General features: G+C 47.0%; 8 protein-coding genes. 1 reads left to right on the top strand and 7 read right to left on the bottom strand.

The genetic code is table 11. The annotated features are described in order from the left end of the window. The first annotated feature begins 9 nt into the window (after positions 1–9). Positions 10–1,611: an AAA family ATPase gene (locus B5F87_RS11535; protein ID WP_087281181.1), complete on the top strand. Its 1,602-nt coding sequence runs from the start codon at positions 10–12 to the stop codon at positions 1,609–1,611. 134 nt (positions 1,612–1,745) lie between these two features. Here the strand turns inward: B5F87_RS11535 and B5F87_RS11540 are convergent, their stop codons facing one another. From B5F87_RS11540 to cysD, 7 genes are all read right to left on the bottom strand, one after another. Further along, on the bottom strand, positions 1,746–12,263 hold the full coding sequence (locus tag B5F87_RS11540) for an InlB B-repeat-containing protein (protein ID WP_087281183.1): 10,518 nt from the start codon (positions 12,261–12,263) through the stop codon (positions 1,746–1,748). Positions 12,264–12,467: 204 nt separating this feature from the next. Beyond that, complete coding sequence (locus tag B5F87_RS11545) at positions 12,468–12,647, bottom strand: hypothetical protein (RefSeq protein WP_087281185.1); 180 nt, start codon at positions 12,645–12,647, stop codon at positions 12,468–12,470. 277 nt (positions 12,648–12,924) lie between these two features. Beyond that, the gene (locus B5F87_RS11550) at positions 12,925–13,761 is read right to left on the bottom strand and encodes a PD-(D/E)XK nuclease family transposase (protein WP_087281187.1); all 837 of its coding nucleotides are present in this window, start codon (positions 13,759–13,761) and stop codon (positions 12,925–12,927) included. 481 nt (positions 13,762–14,242) lie between these two features. Continuing rightward, positions 14,243–15,691 carry a chromate transporter gene (locus tag B5F87_RS11555; protein ID WP_087281189.1) on the bottom strand — a complete coding sequence of 483 codons (1,449 nt, stop codon included), beginning with the start codon at positions 15,689–15,691 and terminating at the stop codon, positions 14,243–14,245. Between the two features lie 2 nt (positions 15,692–15,693). Further along, positions 15,694–17,160 carry a hypothetical protein gene (locus B5F87_RS11560; RefSeq protein ID WP_087281191.1) on the bottom strand — a complete coding sequence of 489 codons (1,467 nt, stop codon included), beginning with the start codon at positions 17,158–17,160 and terminating at the stop codon, positions 15,694–15,696. Then, positions 17,160–18,986, bottom strand: coding sequence for an adenylyl-sulfate kinase (cysC, locus tag B5F87_RS11565; protein ID WP_087281193.1), 1,827 nt, complete (start codon positions 18,984–18,986; stop codon positions 17,160–17,162). Before cysC ends, B5F87_RS11560 begins: the two co-directional genes overlap by 1 nt. 1 nt (position 18,987) lies before the next feature. Beyond that, complete coding sequence (cysD, locus tag B5F87_RS11570) at positions 18,988–19,890, bottom strand: sulfate adenylyltransferase subunit CysD (protein WP_087281195.1); 903 nt, start codon at positions 19,888–19,890, stop codon at positions 18,988–18,990. Between the last annotated feature and the right edge of the window lie 11 nt (positions 19,891–19,901).

Here is a 19,901-nt window from a genome sequence, read left to right on the forward strand (position 1 = left end):
TTGATACCCATGAATATAAAGAAAGCAAAAGAAGATATCAAAAATACTGTCCGGGCTTATCTGGACAAGGATGAATACGGCCAGTACCGTATTCCGGAGATCCGTCAGCGTCCCATCCTTCTGATGGGGCCTCCCGGCATTGGAAAAACACAGATCATGCAGCAAATTGCGAAGGAATGCGGCATCGGTCTCATCGCCTATACCATTACCCACCATACGAGACAGAGCGCTGTGGGCCTTCCTTTCATCAAGGAAGAAGTATTTGACGGCGTCACCCGCTCCGTCACCGAATACACCATGAGCGAGATCATCAGCAGCATTTACCGCTATATGGAGGAGACAGGCAAAAAAGAAGGTATTCTTTTTATTGATGAGATCAACTGTGTCTCTGAGACGCTGGCGCCGACCATGCTGCAGTTTCTGCAGTGCAAGACCTTCGGCAATCAGGCGGTTCCGAAAGGCTGGATCATCACCGCCGCCGGCAATCCGCCGGAATATAATAAGAGCGTCCGGGATTTTGACTTCGTAACCCTGGACCGCGTGCGCAAGATCGATATCGAAGCGGATCTGGAAGCCTTCCGCAGCTATGCCCGCACCCGCCACATTCATCCGTTTATCTTAAGCTACCTGGAGCTGCGCCCGCAGAACTTTTACCGGACAGAAAACGACGTGGACGGCATGCAGTTTGTCACGGCCAGAGGCTGGGAGGATCTGAGTTACCTGATCTATTCTTATGAAGCGCTGTCCATACCTGTGGATGAAGATATCATCCACCAGTTCCTGCAGCACGAAGATATCGCTAAAGATGTGGCCGCCTACTACGATCTCTACCAGAAATACCGGGATGAATACGACATCAGCCGGATTCTCACCGGAGAAGTGAAGACTTCCATCTTCGAGCGGCTGTTCCGCGCTTCCTTCGATGAACGGTTAAGCTGTGTGGAACTGCTCACCGGCGGACTTCACAACTATATTGCCGCCGCCATGGGAAAAGACCGGATTACGACGGAATGTTACAGCTTCCTCAAGGAATATCGGAAGGGGCTGGGCGCTCTGACAGATAACGTGTCTGCAGGAACAGCGGATGCTGGCAATTCGTCAGATTCCGAACCACAGTCTCGCACCGCTTCTGGCAGCGATTCCTGGCAGCTGTGGCAGCAGATGCTTTCTGAGAAAGACAATGCATTTGCTCTGACGGAGAAAACCGGTCTTGTATCCCCGGAAGATAAAAAACAGCACCTGGAAGTAATGGAGCTTCTCCGGGAATGGACGCCGGATACCGTTGCCTCCCCAAAAGAGGCTTTCGGACAGGTGAAGGCTGGCTTTGACAAGCTGTGTGAACAGCGGACGGACGCCATCTCGCAGGCCTCTAAAGCTCTCAACTACAGCTTCACTTTCATGGAAGACGCCTTCGGAGAAGGACAAGAGATGGTCATCTTCGTCACGGAGCTCACCATGGACTCGGAAATCTCTGCTTTCATCACAGAAAATGGCTGTGAGAAATACTTCCAGTATAATAAGACTCTTCTGGTCGGCAGTCGCCGGGCCGCCATCCTGAAAGAGCTACACCGGGATGATATTTATTCAGACGCTTCAGCGTATGAGTTTTAAAAGAGAAAACAAAAAATAAGCCCCTAACGATCAAATTCAAAAATCGTTAGGGGCTTTTACTATTGTCCTGACCGGCGGCATAAGCCGCCGGCTTTTATTGTAATTACTTTATACAATATCTGGACGTCAGAAACTTACTGTTCCGTATCTTTTCTTCTCCGAACAATGACTACTCCGCTTACTGCGGCTGCCGCCAGAAGTAAGGTCATGTAGAGTGCGATTGGATTATCATCGCCGGTCTTATTGGATCTGGTCTGACGGTTTACGCCGGTATTCTTATCGTCGCTGCCGCTGCCTTTTCCTTTGTCTTTGCCACCTTTTCCTTTATCGCTCTTTCCGATTCCGCCATCGCTGACATCGGATGCTCCTGTATTGTCATTATTGGTGGTCGGCTGTTCCTGATAATATCCTTCGCTGTCCTTCAAAGTATTGATAATGTTAATCGTTCCTTCGTTAGCTCCCGGAGCCAGATTGACAGAGGCTTCACCAGTTACCGTGTACGGGAAGACATCCTTATCAACCGGATTGCCCTGCTCATCGGTCTCTTTTACGGTGTAAGTGATCGCTTCGCTTCTGTCCTCACCGCCCAGAGGAACATCCACTTTAACAGTGCCGTTCTGTTTCAGGGTTACTACCTCTGTCAGGGTCTCTTTATTCTCCGCATCCACAGCGTAGATTCCTGCGTAGAAGGTGTCCTGAGACTCGATGGTCTGGCTGCCGTCTTTGACACTCTTTAAGATGTAAATGTGTCCGGTTACCAGTTCCTCGCTCTTGAAGGTAACGGTAAATGTCATATTTTTCTCATAAGCCTGCGCGATGGCCGGTGTCTTCTGACTTCCGAATACATTGCCATCTTCGTCGGCCCAGAGGTCGATGACATACGCCTCATCCGGCACAGCCTCCACAGCCGCGTTCGGCACGGTGGCCGTTGGCTTCGTGTAGTTGCCGGCTTCATCCTTAAAGGTGTGAACTTCTGCTACCGTTCCGGTCACGCTTCCGTTCTCTCCTGCCACATAGCGGAAGATCAGCTGGTATTTATCCGGAATGTTATCCGGCTCATTTCCATCCTCTCCGCCGCCCTGGGTATCTTTTGTGAAATACAGTTTCAGCACGAGACTGCCGTCTCCGGCGATAGTTCCTTCAAAGATATTTTGTGCAGTCTCATCAAGCATATAGCCTTCTTCCGGCTGCCTGTCTTCCTCTGTCACGGAGACAGTGGTTCCGGTCACACCGTTGCGTTTAGCCACGGAGGTCGGCTCCTCCGGATAGGTATCGTTTTCATCGCTGTAATAGTATTCCACAGTGTAGAGCGTCTGCTCATCCGGCGCAAATCTGGCCGTGTAGGTGGCTTCCTCGTAGATGCCGTCAGCATTTTTCTCCGGTACGAAGTTTAAGTTTTCGCTGACTTTCTCCTCGCCCAGATACCAGCCATCAAAATGATAGCCTGCATCCGGCGTTGCCTCAGAACCTCCCGGTGTGCCTGTTGCCGGTGCCACCGTCTCACTGTCACGGCTGACACTTCCGTGTTCCTCCGCCTCGTAGCGAATGGTAATATCGTCATTCTCCGCAAATATAACGGTAAATATCTGGTCTTCGTTATAGGTCAGTATACCAAACTCCGGTGCTGCCGCACTGCCCAGTCCCAGCGCATTCTCATCTTCCCAACGGTCAATATGATATCCTGCGTTGGCTTTGGCTTCTACTTTCGCCTCCGGTTTCATTGGAGTCGGAAGAGTGTAACCATCTTTAGCATTTCCGAAAGTATGTACTTCTGTAATATTTCCTGTCACATTTCCGTTGTCATCGGCCATGTAACGGAAGATACGCTGATAACGGTCCGGAATCGTATCTGGCTCGTCGCCATCCTCTCCGCCGCCTTTGATGTCGGTAGCAAAGTATACTTTCAACACAAGGCTGCCGTCTCCGGCGATATTGCCGCTGAAAATGTTACCAGCGGACGGATCAAGAACATAATCTGCTCTTGCCGGTACTTTATCAGCGTCTGTGACAGAAGCTACGGTATCGGTAGTTCCCGTGCGCACGCTGGTATCGTCCGCAATCTCCGGATAGGTTCCATTATTCTCATAGTAGAACTCTACCACATACTTCGTTGCTTCGTCCGGCGCGAATCTGGCCGTGTAGGTAGCTTCCTCGTAGATGCCGTCGGCATTTCTTCCCGGCACGAAATCTACCGTGTCGCCTACCTCATCTTTGCCCAGATACCAGCCGTCAAAATGATAGCCTGCATCCGGCGTCGCCTCAGAGCCTTTGGCAGTTCCTGTTGCCGGCGCTACCGTCTCACTGTCACGACTGACACTTCCGTGAGCCTCCGCCTCATAGCGGATGGTCACATCGTCATCTTCCGCAAATGCAACGGTAAAGGTCTGGTCTTTATCATAGGTCAGCTTGCCAAAGGCTGGCGCGCTTCCTGCTCCCAGATCTTTGTCCGCCTCATCGCTCCATCCTGCAATATGGTAGCCCGCATTGGCCGTAGCTTCCACCTTCGCATCCGGTACGATTGGGGTCGGCAGTGTGTAGTTGCCTTCTTCGTCTTTAAATGTATGAGTTTCTGCTGTGGCTCCTGTCACGGTTCCGTTGTCATCGGCCATATAGCGGAAGACTACCTGATAACGATCCGGGATATTATCCGGCTCATCGCCATCCTCTCCGCCGCCCTGGGTATCTTTCGCGAAGTACAGCTTCAGTACAAGGCTGCCATCTCCGGCAATCGTTCCCTCAAATACATTTCCTGCCGCTTCGTCCAGTATATACCCGTTCCGTGTTGGCTGTTTGTCTTCCTCGGTCACAGATACCATCGTATCTGTCTGTCCATTTCTTGTTGCTGTGTAGGTTGCTTTCTCCGGATAACTGCCGTCTGCGTTGGTATAGTAGTATTCCACAGTATAAACGGTCTGCTCATCCGGCGCAAATGTTGCTGTGTAAGTCGCTTCCTCGTAGATGCCGTCGGCATTTCTGTCCGGTACGAAGTTCAGATCATCGCTGACTTTCTCCTCGCCCAGATACCAGCCGGCGAAATGATAACCCGCATCCGGCTTCGCTACAGAACCTTTGGCGGTTCCCGTTGCCGGCGCTACGGTCTCACTGTCACGGCTGACACTTCCGTGAGCCTTTGCCTCATAGCGGATAGTCACTTTATCATTCTCCACAAAGGTAACAGTGAAGGTCTGGTCTTCGTTATAAGTCAGCTTACCAAAATCAGGCTTGATTCCTGCGCCCAGATCTTCTCCTGCCTCATCGGCCCATCCTGTGATATGATAGCCTGCGTCGGCTTTCGCCTTCACATCTGCGTTTGGCACGATTGGTGTCGGCAGGGTGTAGCTGCCATCCTTATCGGTAAATGTGCGTGTCTCCGCTGTGGTTCCTGTCACAGTTCCATGACCTTTCGCCACATACCGGAACACAACCTGGTATTTATCCGGAATCGTATCCGGCTCGTCTCCATCGTCTCCGCCGCCCTTCACATCTTTGGCAAAGTACAGCTTCAGTACGAGGCTGCCGTCTCCGGCAATGGTTCCCTCAAATACGTTTTCTGCTTCCGGATCAAGCGCATAGCCTTCTGGCGCTGTCTTATCGGCATCGGTCACTGCCGCCGTGGTATCGGTCTGGCCGGTTCTTATCACGGAAGTTGTCGGTGTCGTCGGATAGGTGCCGTCGGCGCCTTCCAGATACGTCTCCACTGTATACTGCGTATCGGCGTTGGCGCTCCACTGTGCGTATAAGGTCAGGTTGCTGTTTAAGGAAGTAATCTTGCTTCCTGCCGCGTAAGCTGTTCCACTTCCGTCGGCTCTCGTGTTCCATCCGGTAAAGGTATAACCGGATCGGGTGAACATATTCTCTCTTACCGTGTAGGTATCTCCTTTGTCATAGCGGTCTGCCTTCGGAGCTTCCCCGGTTCCGCCGTTGGCATTATAAGATATCTCACCGTAAACAGTCAGTGTACCATAAGTATACTGAATACTGTAGTTATTGGTTACGGTTGTCTCACCGTCTTTGATGATGGCAGTGAACCTATTCTGACTGGAACCGATATCGGTCTGCATACCGGTAACGTTATAAGTGATCGTATCACCCTCGGCCAGTTCTCCGGCTGTCACGGATGCTTCTCTCACACGAAAGGCTCTTCCGGTATAGAGCTGTTCGCCGGATTCAGAACCTACGGTAATCTCCAGCGGTGTGATCGTAATCCAGCCTGCGTTTGTGATAATGTCATAGTTCGCTGTGACATCTTCGGTTCCGGCTGTAATCTTCACATCGTTTGCTGCGGTGATGGTACCCGGAATCTGCTCTCCCACATTTTCAGATGAAGCAGATGCGGTCACACCGCTCACCTCATGGCCATCAAGAAGACCTTTGTTACCTGCCGCTTTGTCTGTTGTGTAACCTTCTACAGTCTGCGTTGTTCCGTTATAGGTAAATGTACCATTGTTACCGGTGATCACTACCTGTCGTTTGGTGATGGTTAATACACCGGTGGCACAGGCATCTTCGTAATTGTCATTGACTGCCTTTACATAAACAGTGTGGGCTCCCACGTTGGTAAAGGACGGCACCTCGGTTGACCAGTCGGAAGCCGATGGATTCACTTTTGTGGTGTAGTAAATCGTTGTTCCTTCGGTCACTGTGGATGTAGCCGCTTTAAGTGCGTGAGACTGTCCGTCGTAAGTCAGGCTGTCACTTTCAATGGCAACCTTGTTCTGATCTGCGGCCGCTTTGGTCACAGTCAACGTACCCGGTCTCGTTGTAATCTGATAATTATCTGTCCGGTCTTCGCCTGTCACCTTATCGGTAATCTTCACCTCACCAACCGGGTTGGCGCTGCTTCCCACCTCAGTCTGTCTTCCGGTGGCTGTCGGCTCTGTCTCGAACTGATCTGTATCGGCCAGCTTTCCTGTCTGCGTTACCTCGGCTGCAATCAACGGTGTTCCGTCATACACTTTGGAAGCAGTGGCTGCCGTCAAGGTGATCTGTCGCGCTGTCACCGTCAGATCGGCATCCTCTGTCTTAATAGTGTAGGCTTCTGTCACATCCACTTTACCATTCATAATGTGTACAGAGGAAGCATCCACCGTGTTCTTACTGCTGCCCACAAAGGTCTGAGAACCGGTCACCTGAACCTGTGCTCTGTCAACGGCGTCACTGTTTAAGAAGTCTCCTGTCACCTGGAAATCTCTGTTAGTGAGAGGAGTTCCGTCATAAACTTTCTCTGCCGGATTGGCTTTTACTGTGATAACACGGTCTGCCTTCTCATCGTTAGTTACAGTGAGCTTACCATCTTTCAAGGTAATATTGTAGTTGTCGGTTACAGACTGTCCGTCTCCATTTACCAGCGCAACAGAACCTCCGACAATCTTATTGTCACTGCTGCCCGGAGCAAGCTGGGAGCCTGTATATTGAATCGTTTCCACTACAACACGATCCTGACCCTGGAGTCCTTCTGTACTATCTAAAGCATGAGAGACCAGAGGCGTTCCGTCGTACTCTTTTGTATTGGAACCGGCGGTAAGAGTGAGCGGGGCTTTGGTAATTGTTAATGTACCAAACTGAACGCTTACTTCCGCAGACTCTACCGGATTGCCGTCTGCATCCAGCACTTTCAGATTAGCTGGTTCAGCAAAATATACATCCGTTGTTCCGGCATTGGTTCTTGCTGTGGTAATCTCTGTTCCGGCGATGGTCCATCCGGTTGTATCAATCTTGTCATCTTCATTGTTAAAATTGAATGTAACCGTGTAATTATCGCCTGATAAGTCTGAGAATCGCTGTTCTGCTCCATTGTACATGGAAACTTTATCAGCAATCTGAACAATTGCGGTAATCTCCGCATCAATAGCGTTGATTCTCAGTCGTCCCTTTTCTGCTGTAATCTCATAATTCTTCGTTACATCTTTCTTATCGGCATCATAAATTCGGATATCAGAAATCACATTGTCCGCAATCTCATTCTGTTCCTTCACACTTCCCGTGATCGTTGCAGTATAGGTGTGACCATCGGCCAATACTGTTTCTGAGGTCACGGAAGATTCATTCAGAGAATGCTCCTTGCCATCGTAATCAAAAAATGCTGAACCTGCTGTTATAGTAACCGGGCGTTTGTTGATGATAAGAGACGCTAGATTTACATGAATCGTAAACTGGTTCGTCACATCATTGCCCTGAACATCCTTAATTACTGGCGTACCTATCTGCCGTACCTCATATGTGCCGGCATCTGTACCGGAAGCGCCGAAAGATACTCCTTCTACTGTGTAGTTATAACTACCAATAGATACTCCTTTATTGTCAAACCATTGCGTTGTCTCTATGCCGGAAACTTCCTGTTCTGTTCCATCATAGGTTACTGTTTTACCATTTGGATAGATATTCAGAACAAACTTCTCATCTCCCAGACGATCAGTCACAGTAAGTGTTCCTTTCACAAAGGTAAAGTTATAGTTACTCTCCTTTGTGTTAGCTTTCAAAGCAGCTTTCGTTGCATTTTCATCAATAACGTTCTTGCCTTCGCCCACGTAAATACTGCTATCTGCCGTATATACATAGTGGTTAAAGCCCTCCGCACCAACAAAACCATCGCCGGAAATTGTGGCTGGTTTATAATTACTGGTCGTGTACCAGGTATTCAATGGAGTACCATCGTATACCTTTGTGGCATCCGGGGCTGTGATGGTGACATCACGTTTCTGAATCTCGATATAATGCATTTCAGAAGTTCCTGTGTAGGATGTTGTCTTTCCACCCACCGTGACTTCTGTCACTACTCTTGTGTATACAGTATATTTTCCATCCGCATCTGTACTTACATTGGTTTCCATCGGAGCAGTCTCTGTCCATATTTGACCGTCGGTACAATACTGAATAGTTTCTTTTACCATATCCGTATTAACTGGCGTTCCCGTTACCGTAAGTCCGTGGGCCTGTCCATCATATTTACCGATATAATCCTGCACGGTCAGCGCATTTTCCCGGTCATATTTTACATAAATATTCAGGCCGCTGCTTGAATCTGTCGCATTTGGATTGGCCGTTACCACACCAGAGCGCTCTAATTTGGTAGATACGCACGTATATCCCTCATAGGTCTTCGGTGCCGCTGTGACATAATCTCCCACTTTGCCAGTCTTCTGCTCTGTCTCCATAGTGACATACGTTCCATCCGGCATCTGAAGCTGGTGGTAAACCACATAGGTCTGCTGCTGCTTTATGTACTCGAAGGTTATGGTATATACCTTTCCCTCACCAACACTTGTTGCCGCCTCTTTTGTCACCACAACCTGTGGATTTGAAACAAGCATATAATCCTTAAATGCATTTACATAAGCCGGATCCTGTACACTCGGAGAGTTCACAATTACCTGCTGCGTATTGTCTGCCACTTCCTGCTTTACAGAATTGATAATATCCGCTCTTGTATTAGCATCAATATATCGAATCCGAAAACTCCAGGTGGCATCCTTTGTATAAACAACATTAATGACTTTATTATCTTCATCTAATAATGCTGTAAAAGAACCGGTTTTTGCTGTATAACCGTCAATATCCTTCGGCTCAACTAATACATAGGTGTCTGCCATGGCAGTTCCCGTTGTGGATTCCACACCCGGAATTGACTGTCCCGCTTCATCCACATACTGAATCGTGTAAGAATATGTAAAGTCATTCTTCCATTTCGCATACAGCGTGATATTTTCTGTAATCTGCGTTGTTTCAATGAAAGGCTCCGTACACTCCTCATCCCGATACCAGCCTAAGAACTCGTCGCCTTCTTTTACAGGATTTTCCGGCATCTTTTCTTCGATGCTCTGATATTTCTCCACCGTGATAGAATTAATTGTTCCTGCACCGTTAGTATCGAAGCTAACGGTGTATTTCGGAGCTACCCATTTGGCGTATACCTGCATATTGTGGGATGGCATTGTGGAATTCCAATTTACTTCTGTACCATCTTCACATGCCGGTGAAGTATACCAGCCGGCAAATACATAATCAGAATCTACGCCAGTCGGAGGTTTTACCTGATTGTCATTTGGTTTTTCTGTTGCAAGGCTTGCTTCGTATTTGAGCGAAGCGTCATCTACACCTGTACAGTTCTCGAAGGAAATGTTGTAGCTGTTGCGGGTGTAGTAGAGCCAGAGGTCATTATCAAACCGTCCAGTTGACTCTTTCCAATCATTAAAGGTAAATCCATCAATTGGAGTTTTATCTTCATTTGTAAGGGACACTCCATCAGCTGCTGTGAGAGTCTGATATACCTGTCTTTGACCATTTAAGCCCTCAATGTAATATGTGATGGTTGTTCCAGTTCCCCTATTATCAGCATACACCTCTATATTTTTTGCTCCCATGTTGGCAAGAAGAGTATATGATGTCCTACCGTTCGGCTCTGTATTCCATTCATAGGCTGCATGAGCTCTGTCATTCCACTGGTCTGCAATATATTCTCCATACTTGGCAGTGATTCTTAAGTCTTCATCTTCTACCCAAGCATAAATATCTTTAGTACCGCCCCACCAAGTCGGTTCTTCTCCCACTTTTTCATACTTATAAAACTGAATCGTAAATGTCTTCCTGTTATAGTAGACATTCTTCACAGATTTGCCATCTGCTGAGATGGTCACCTGAGCATCTTTGGAAGTATCTCTCTGCACACCATCCGCTTCAATATTGGCATTGTCCCACTGCCAATTATTTAAGTCAGGAGCAGTAATATCACTGCCAACACTACCCGTTCCGGTGGTCTGGGTCACATAATCATAACCGCCATTGAGGCTCTCCAGCCAGTATACAATCGTATAATCTGCTCTGGTGTTTGCTTCCCACTGTGCTTTCACCTTGAGATCGCCTGCCGGCATGGTAGCATTATCGATAGCACCGCCATCTGCCAGTGTCCAACCTTGAAAAGTATATCCCAGTCTGGTTGGAGTTCCGATATCCAGCATGGCTTTGGAGATGGACTCACCATATTTGACAGATTTCGCTGCGATATAGCTGCCGCCTTCTCCGGTATCAAAGATTAACTCATAGTTATTTCTTGTATACTTAATCTGTATTGTGACTTTATCAGTAGTAGTATTTGGGGTAATCTTCACATTCTGAAATGCCCCGGCGATAAATCCATCATAGGTTTTCGCCTCTGCCTCTGTGTACTGTCCGATATACCCCTGCTTCGTCTCTTTCTCATGCGTCACATAAGTTCCCGGATCATCCAGGCTCTCCCACTGATGCTCCACATAGTAGGTCTGCATTTCTCCGGTATATTTGACCGTATATGTTTTATCCTCATTGATGTCAGACAAATTAATATCTACTGATAATTTATCTGCTGTATACCCTGCCAGTTCCGGGGAATCTACCGTTGCCGTGTAAGAGTCTCCGGCTTCCACATAGGCTACGTACGACTCTGCCGCCTCTTTCCCATCATTCTCAAATACATAGTTGATGGTAATTTTGTAGGTTGGCTGTTCGGTGTAGTACGCATAGTATGTAGCGTCCGCCTGAATATTGGTAAACTCTGTCACCCTATCGCCCTTGCCGTCAGCTTCTGTAAACCAACCGACGAACTTGTTGCCATCCGCATTGATGACCGGTCGGTGCGGAGCCTGTGTGCTGCCGCCTGCTTTGACGTATTGGATGTACCTTGCGTCTCCTTCTGCTGATTCATTGACAACAATATCGCCTCCGTTTTCATCCACAAAGCGAATCTCATAATATGTTGTCTTATCGTCATCGGTATCTGTCACAGAATTTGGCTCCGCCTCAGACTTTTTTCCGTCTGCCTTATCCTTCTTACCATCCGGATTCTTGGCATCCGCTGGCTGCGCATCGTCTTTTGCCGCATCTTTGTCGGCATCGCCGGTCAACGTACTATCCTGGCCGCCGCTTTCCTCTGTGTCCTTATCGACATCCTCAGCCGGTGCACTGTCCTGATCGTCTGATACATTTGCTGCATCGTCCGCAGGTTCTTCGATATCTGTCTCCTCCTTCGGATTCTCCTTGTACTGTGCGTACAGAGTCATATCTTCCTCCGGCTGAATATCATCGCCCGGCTGATAAGCAGTTCCGTCTCCAGACGCGGAAGTGTTGAAGCCCGTGAAGGTATATCCCTCTTTAGAAAATGCATTTTCTGGAATAGTTTCTCCTTCATCCTCATTGACGGAGAGAGAATCCATGTTACCTTCACCGCCGTTAGCATCAAAAGAAACTTCAAATACCCGTGCCTTTCTCTCTATTTCAATTTGTACAGAAGTAGTTTCTCCTGCAGGGATAGAAGTTCCTATTGGGTCATTTGTCAACTCGTATTCATCGGAAATGTCCACATCATTTAAAGATGCCTTACCATCAAAATACAATGTTTTAGTTTCTCTTGTTTCCCCATTAAGAACTTCCGAAATATCTAATTTAGCAATCGAAACATCCGGATTTTCTTTTTTCAGTGCATTCACCTGACTTTCAGACATATAAGAATGACTGAAATGTATAGTGGAAACACCTAGGGTAATACTCTGTTCTCCAGCTTGTGCTTGAATAGTTCCTATGTTTGGAAGTACATAAGTCAGCACCATAACCAAAGTCAGAAGAAGAGCCACGAAACGTTTCTGACCCTTTTTAAGAAAAGTGTAGCGTCTTTTCCTTTCCATACTCTTTTCCTCCTTTACTGTTAAATTAATAGAAAGTTCTGAACCTTTTGGTTCTCTCTTTCTTTTTATTTAGAAAATTATCTGCCATTTAAAATACTTATTTTAACATTTAAAGTGTTTTCAACCTCCGTCACCAGTATCCAGCACTTTTTTATTTGGACAGCAGATAATTTTGCTACCTATTAATATTTCTCATAAATCTTTTTATCTTTTTTTATTTTTTTTAGCTATGGCATCATCCATCAATTTCAACAGTTCTAAAGCACTCCTAAAATACTGTTCTTTCTTTCCTTCGGCCCAGAGAATACTTCCCTGCCAGGTACCGTGCTGATCATTAAACACTTTGATGAGAAATGTCTGTTCTTTATATCCTCCTGCCTTCACACCTTAAATCTCCTTTCCATTTAAGATATTTTCAGAATTATTAATGAAATTCTAACCCCCCCCCCGTGACAAAAAGCATTACAACAACATTATTTTCAGAATTTTTTTCTTAATTTTTTATTAATTTTTTTATAATTATAAACTTTCATTTTAAAACAATGAAAAAAGATTCTTTTTGAGCATAAAAAAATCCGAAAGGATTCTACATCTGCAAAATCCTTCCGGACATTCTATAACAATTCTCAATTCACTTCATATATTTTTCAGAATTACCCTCTCATACCTGCACTGGTTCCTGTTCTGTAACATTCGCCATGATCTTTTCAATAATCGCTTCATCTATCCCCTGTTCTCTCATCAAATGCATCATCTTCTCACAGCCTTCCCGAAGTCCCTCACGGCGTCCTTCTTCCTTACCTCCGTTAAAGATTCTTTCTGAATATTCACACATCTCTCCGATTCCTCCCTTCTCCCGTTTCAGGTAGCGTACCCGGCGGGATAATGCTCCCTGGCTCATGTCGTCCGGATCGCAGGTCTTAAAGTATCGCATCAAAGCGGCTTTTGGTGAGCCGTCGTCGATGGCCACGTTGATATATATGGTATGTTGGCCATCATTATATTCTTCTATTTGTCCTTTTAAATGTCTCTCCACCGGGGATTCTGTTTCCCTTGTCTCCCAGATATCCGTTTCACTGATGTAGATCACATACACCTCCGGCATCTCGTTGTATTCTTTCCCCTTTTCCAGATATTCCGCATCCACCAGGGCGCTGTACCGCCGGGTACGCCGGGCATGATCGATGGTCGTCTTCCTCTGGATCTCCAGATTATAGACCCGTCCCCAGCTGTCTTCCGCCAGGATATCCAGCACCGCGTCCTTTGACACCAGCTTCGATATCCAATACTGGCTCCTTACTTCCACGATCTCTATGGTCGGATCATCCATCAGGATGCGGATGACATGCTGGCAGGCTTCCACGTCTTTCAGTGCCACCTTCATAAAAGTATCATGCAGCAGGGTCAGCTTTTCGATTCCCTGTAATAAAAACTCCCGGTGCCTGATGCGGCTGTCGGTTTCTCTTACGTAAGTATCGGAAAATTCCATTTTGCTCATTGTTCGCCTCCTTCAGTACATTATACGAGCTTCTCATTCGGAAAATCTGATAGCTTACATCGACATTATACATGGCGAACAGACAGGAATCAACACATTATTGGGAATTTTTATATTTTTTTACATTTTTGCCCATTTCCATAATTATATTAATTATATTAATTATATTAATTATATTATATCACAAAATACGAATAATTTTCCACATTTTTGGGAAAAGCTGCCTTATCCAAAAGCTGCTCTGCATCTACCCTTTGATAATACCTGCATATCATCACCCACAAAAAAGCCCCCGGCAGTCTTTGATATATACTTTCTTACCGGGCAAAACCAGTATGAAAAGCACATATCACCACCAGGGGCTACTTATTGTTCCTACTTATTATTCCTATTGATTATTCCTGTTTTTTATTTACTTTTTTATTCCTCGCCGTTGATCTCCTTCGTGTTGTCTTATATCGCCTATCTTATATCCCTTATTTTATATCCCCGCAAACACATTGCATCCCACGAATGATATGGCCGCTGACAGCAGAATCTTCCAGAGCAGGTGCACGTCTTTTTTCTGTTCCAGGGCAAAGACCAGAGCGATGACAATCAGCGTAATAATAGAAAGGATCGTCATGGTCAGTCCTCCGCCGGCAATTTCCAAAATACCGGAAAGGTAGAGGGACAGGGCCACGTTCAGGAGCAGTCCTGAGATGATCGGACGGATGAAATGTTTGACCACCGCGAAGATGCGGAGGTTTTCGTATTTGTCGTAGATCATCCGGACGACAATGACGATGGCTCCGGACGCCGCTACGCTGCAGGCGAAGCCGCAGATGGCCATGAACAGACCCATGACTACGGAACCGCCGCGCTCAAAACCCAGGACGTAGCCGCATCCGGATAGAATCTTGCAGAGGATGGAACCCGGCAGGGCATTGGCAACAGAAACAATGCTGCCATAAAAGTCCTGGTAGCTGATCATGCCGCTGTCCACGAACATTCCCTGCGCCACAGACAAGTAAGCGTCTCCTCCTCCGAAGGATAAGACAGATGACAGAAATCCATCTCCGATATAGCGGGCTGTTCCCGACAGAAAAATGATGGCCGGGAAAGACAGAACTACCGTAAATAATCCCCAGCAGACGAGAGAAACAGCCAGAGCTTTTCCGGCAAAAGCTCGTTTCTGCTGACTGTCCATAAGAGTCTGCACCATACCGATGACCGATAAAACAATCATCAATGTTACGAAAAACGGCTGCAGCACCTCAGGAATAATATGAGCTTTTCCGGCGCACAGAAAATACAGGACAGCAATAATGAGCGCCGGAGCGGCACGCTTTACATCCCTTGGCTGTCCTTTCGTGAACAGAATGACAAAAAAAGCCGCTCCCAGTATCTGAATAGTCGAAATACCAAAAATCGGCGTGATAGACAGTCCCAGTATCTGATAGATGCTTGCTTCCCCGGACAGGAGAAATACTCCCATCATAATGATAAAATACAGAATGGTCTCATTCCTGTCTTTTGCCTGCTGCAAAGTGCCGGTACAGTATTTGATCAGCGTGAGGATTATGTAAGCGGAGATACCCACCGCCAAATAGCTGATCTGTGTTTTCAGCGTCTCTCCCGCGCTGGAAAAGATGACAAGAAACAGTACCGTAAGAAAAGCCCCCGGAAATGCCATGGCAGAGGCGGCGGCCATCATACCCTTATTTCCGGCGGTCTGATATCCGATGCCGCTGGCAATCTCCACCGGGAGCGCTCCCGGAGTGATGCTGGCAATCATGACTTCGTTGTTAAATTGTTCTTCCGTCACGACCTTGTTTTTCTCAACAATCTCTTCTTCTATAACAGGAATGAGGGCGGTACCGCCCCCAAATCCTATAAAACCGATTTTTAACATGGTCATAATCATTGACATAAATTTTTTCGTGTTCATCTCTACTGATCTTTCCCCGAAATATGCCGGATTTTTCTTTTAAGCCTATAGAAGAAGACATCTTCTCTCAGCTCTTTTATCATCTTCTCAAGCTCTTTCTTCGTCTCCCGGTCTCTGTCCTTCGCTTCTTTTCGAATCTCAGCGTTTTCTCTCTTCAAGTCAAAAATCTCATTTTTAAGGAGAAGATTCTCTGTTCTCAATGCATGAATACGGTTGTCCGCCGTCTCGATACGTTTGGTGGTCTCGGTCATGTCCTCAATCTCTTTATGCTGGTTTAATACCACCTCACTGACGGTCTCAAACTTTTCTTCTTCCTCCGGCGTGATGCCCTGAGCCGCCATCTCTTCCTGTTTTTCCAGATGGAACTCTTCCGCATACTGCTTCACAGCCTCGATACGGCTCTCCTTCAGACGCTTCATGTCCTGCGTCATCTTGTCGATACATTCCTGCTGCCTTACCACCACGTCCGCAAAGTAACGGATGATGTCCTCATACATGAACCGGTTCTGCGGCGTCCAGCACTCACCTTCTTTTATCTTGGTGCTGAACAGAGGCTCATCCTGTCCCAGATATTCCTTCGCGATGGACTCATTACATTTCTCATACCGTTTCAGAAATGCTTCCAGTTCTTCCTTGGAAAACATGGTAAAGTTATTCTCTGCGTCCTTTAATTCCTCGCAGGTCATGGCGGCATTTCTCATGAAAGCGACAACCCTCGGATTATCCGGAAGCACGGAGTTGACAATCCGCATGATCTCCTGGCTGTTTCCGGTGAGGGATTTGTTCGCTTCTGCTTCTGTTATCTGATATTCGTCTTTATATTCCAATCCAACTGCCTCCAAAAAATCAGAAAAAATAGTGTTTCCGTTTCCTTTAAACTTATCCCGCTCAAATACGCGGACAATGATATTTTCCTTCCCGATGACTCCGGCGATCTTCTCCAGATGATTATAGTAGTGGAGCACAATCCTCCGGGTTTTCTTCTTGAAGGAAACCCATTTGATGCAGGCGTTGGTGTTCCATCCTTCCTTCACCTGCTGGCTGAGCCAGGAATTGGCCATGCCGTCCTGGCGTCTCAGGTACACGATGACCTTGATATCATATCCATGCTCTTTGGCATCGGCCTTTATCTTCTCCCAAAACTCAAACTTGGAGCCGAGAGAGGCGTGCCAGATATTCTCGTCGGATAAAATGACGTTAGGATATTTCTCAAACTCCTTGTGGACCATATCGAGGCCCCGCTCCCACAGTTCCTCTTCCATGGCCACATTTTCTGTCTTGTCGGGATAATACACCCTTCCCACGAGGAAATGTCCGTTCCTCCGGTGGGCCACATGGGGATACACGAAATCCAGCAACGGATAGCTGTATCCCTTTTCCCGGAAACGCTCCTGATTCTCCACGAAAAACATCTGAATGGATGTGGTCGCCGTCTTCGGCGTTCCCATGTGTATATACAGTGTTGGCATTAGATCTGTCCCTCAATCTGTTTCAGAAGCGCGTCCACGCAGTCCTCCAGAGGCATAGCGCTGGTGTCTATGGTCACATCCGGATGCTCCGGTACTTCATAAGGACTGGAAATTCCTGTGAAGTTCGGAATCTCGCCGGCTCTGGCCTTCTTGTACAGACCTTTCACATCACGTTTTTCACACTCTTCCAGAGGTGTGCTCACATATACTTCAATGAAACTGTCATCACCGATGATCTCTTTTGCCTTTCTTCTGTCTCTCACATACGGGGAGATGAAAGAGGTAATGACGATAAGACCGGCATCATTCATCAGTTTCGCCACCTCGGAGATACGGCGGATGTTCTCAATACGGTCAGCCTCTTTGAAGCCAAGGTTCTTGTTAAGACCCATACGTACGTTGTCACCGTCCAGAAGCATAGTGTGCTTGCCGAGGGCTGCCAGACGTTTCTCCAGTTCATTAGCCAATGTGGACTTACCGGAGCCGGACAGACCGGTCATCCAGATAGTCTTCGGCTGCTGTCCTTTCTGCTGAGCACGGAACTCTCTCGTGATATCCATCTCATGCCAGGTCAGGTTATCCGTACGGCGCAGAGAATGCATCACAACGCCGCAGGCGGAAGTCATGTTTGTGATACGGTCAATGAGAATCATGGAACCAAGAGCCTGATTCTTCTTGAATTTGTCAAACACGATCTTATCGGAAACGGAGATATCACAAACTGCAATCTCATTCTTATAGATTGTATCGGCATGCACTTCATTTCCTGTGTTGACGTCAATCTTATATTTGATATTCATAACAACTGCCGGAACCATCTTTGTGCCAAGCTTTAAGAGATAGTTCTTTCCGGCAACCAGATAAGAGTCATCCATCCACAGCAGCTCCGCCGTAAACAGATTCCCCACAACCGGGCTTGTATCCTTTGCCAGCACGCAGCCTCTGGATACGTCTACTTCTCTGTCGAGAGAGATGGTTACAGCGTGGCCGGAATCGGAAGATTCCACTTCCTTACCACAGTCGATGATACCTTTTACCACAGCCTTCTCATTGGAAGGAAGAGCAGTGATCTCGTCGCCCACACGAATCTCGCCAGTCTCGATCTGACCCTGGAATCCACGGAATGTGCGGTCTGGACGGCACACACGCTGAACCGGCATAGTAAATCCTGTCTCGGAAGGATTTTCATGAACATCTATATTCTCAAGATAAGTCAGCAGAGACTCGCCTTTATACCAAGGCATATGGCCGGATTTTACTGTGACGTTATCTCCTTCTGTAGCGGAAACCGGAAGAATCTTGATGGAGTTGTAATCATACTCTCCCATCATCATCTTGATCTCTTTCTGAATCTTATCAAAACGGTTCTCGTCATAATGGATCAAGTCCATCTTATTAACAGCGAACACAAAATGTTTGATACCCATAAGAGAACAGATTCTTGTATGTCTTCTTGTCTGTACCAAAACACCCTGAGTGGCGTCCACGAGAATAACTGCCAGATCCGCAAAGGAAGCGCCTACCGCCATATTTCTTGTATATTCTTCATGTCCCGGCGTATCTGCCACGATGAAAGAACGGTTTTCCGTTGTGAAATAGCGGTATGCCACGTCGATAGTAATTCCCTGTTCTCTCTCTGCCATGAGACCGTCAAGCAGGAGAGAATAATCGATGGCGCCGCCTCTGGAACCTACCTTGCTGTCCAGTTCCAACGCTTTTTCCTGATCTGCAAATAATAACTTGGCGTCATAAAGCATATGTCCGATTAATGTGGACTTACCGTCGTCCACACTTCCGCAGGTAATAAATTTAAGAAGACTATTCATTTTAGAAGTAACCCTCCCTCTTTCTCTTTTCCATGCTGGCTGCTCCGCCGTCACTGTCGATCACACGACTGGTACGTTCTGACGATACAGCACTCAGAGTTTCATCGATGATAGCATCCAGAGTATTTGCTGTACTCTCAATACCACCGGTCAGCGGATAGCATCCGAGAGTACGGAAACGAATACTTCCATGTTCAATCTTCTCGCCCTCTCTCAGACGCATTCTGTCATCATCCACCATGATGATATTGCCGTCTCTTCTGACAAACGGACGATCCGCTGCAAAATATAACGGTACGATCTCAATATTTTCTCTCTTAATATACTGCCAGATATCTGACTCTGTCCAGTTGGAAATTGGGAAAACACGCATTTCCTCACCCTGATGAATCTGTGTATTATAAAGCTTCCACATTTCCGGACGCTGATTCTTTGGATCCCATGCATGGCTGGAATTACGGAAAGAGAAAATACGCTCCTTGGCACGGGACTTCTCCTCGTCACGCCGGCCGCCGCCGAAAGCTGCGGTAAATCCGTATTTATCCAAAGCCTGCTTTAACGCCTGAGTCTTCATAATATCTGTATATGCTGCGCCATGGTCAAACGGGTTGATTCCCTGGGCAACGCCGTCCTGATTGATATATTCAATCATTTCCAGGCCGTATTTTTCTGCTGTTTTATCGCGGAATTCAATCATTTCCTTAAATTTCCATGTGGTATTCACGTGAAGGAACGGAAACGGCGGTTTTTCCGGATAAAATGCCTTTAAAGCCAGGTGCAGCATGACAGAAGAGTCTTTACCGATGGAATACAGCATTACCGGCTTCTCACATTCTGCTACAACCTCACGCATGATGTATATCGCTTCCGCTTCCAACGCATCAAGATGTGTCATATCACTCATGAATCTTACTC

Source organism: Eubacterium sp. An3, from assembly GCF_002159465.1.
GTDB lineage: Bacteria > Bacillota > Clostridia > Lachnospirales > Lachnospiraceae > Anaerobutyricum > Anaerobutyricum stercoris.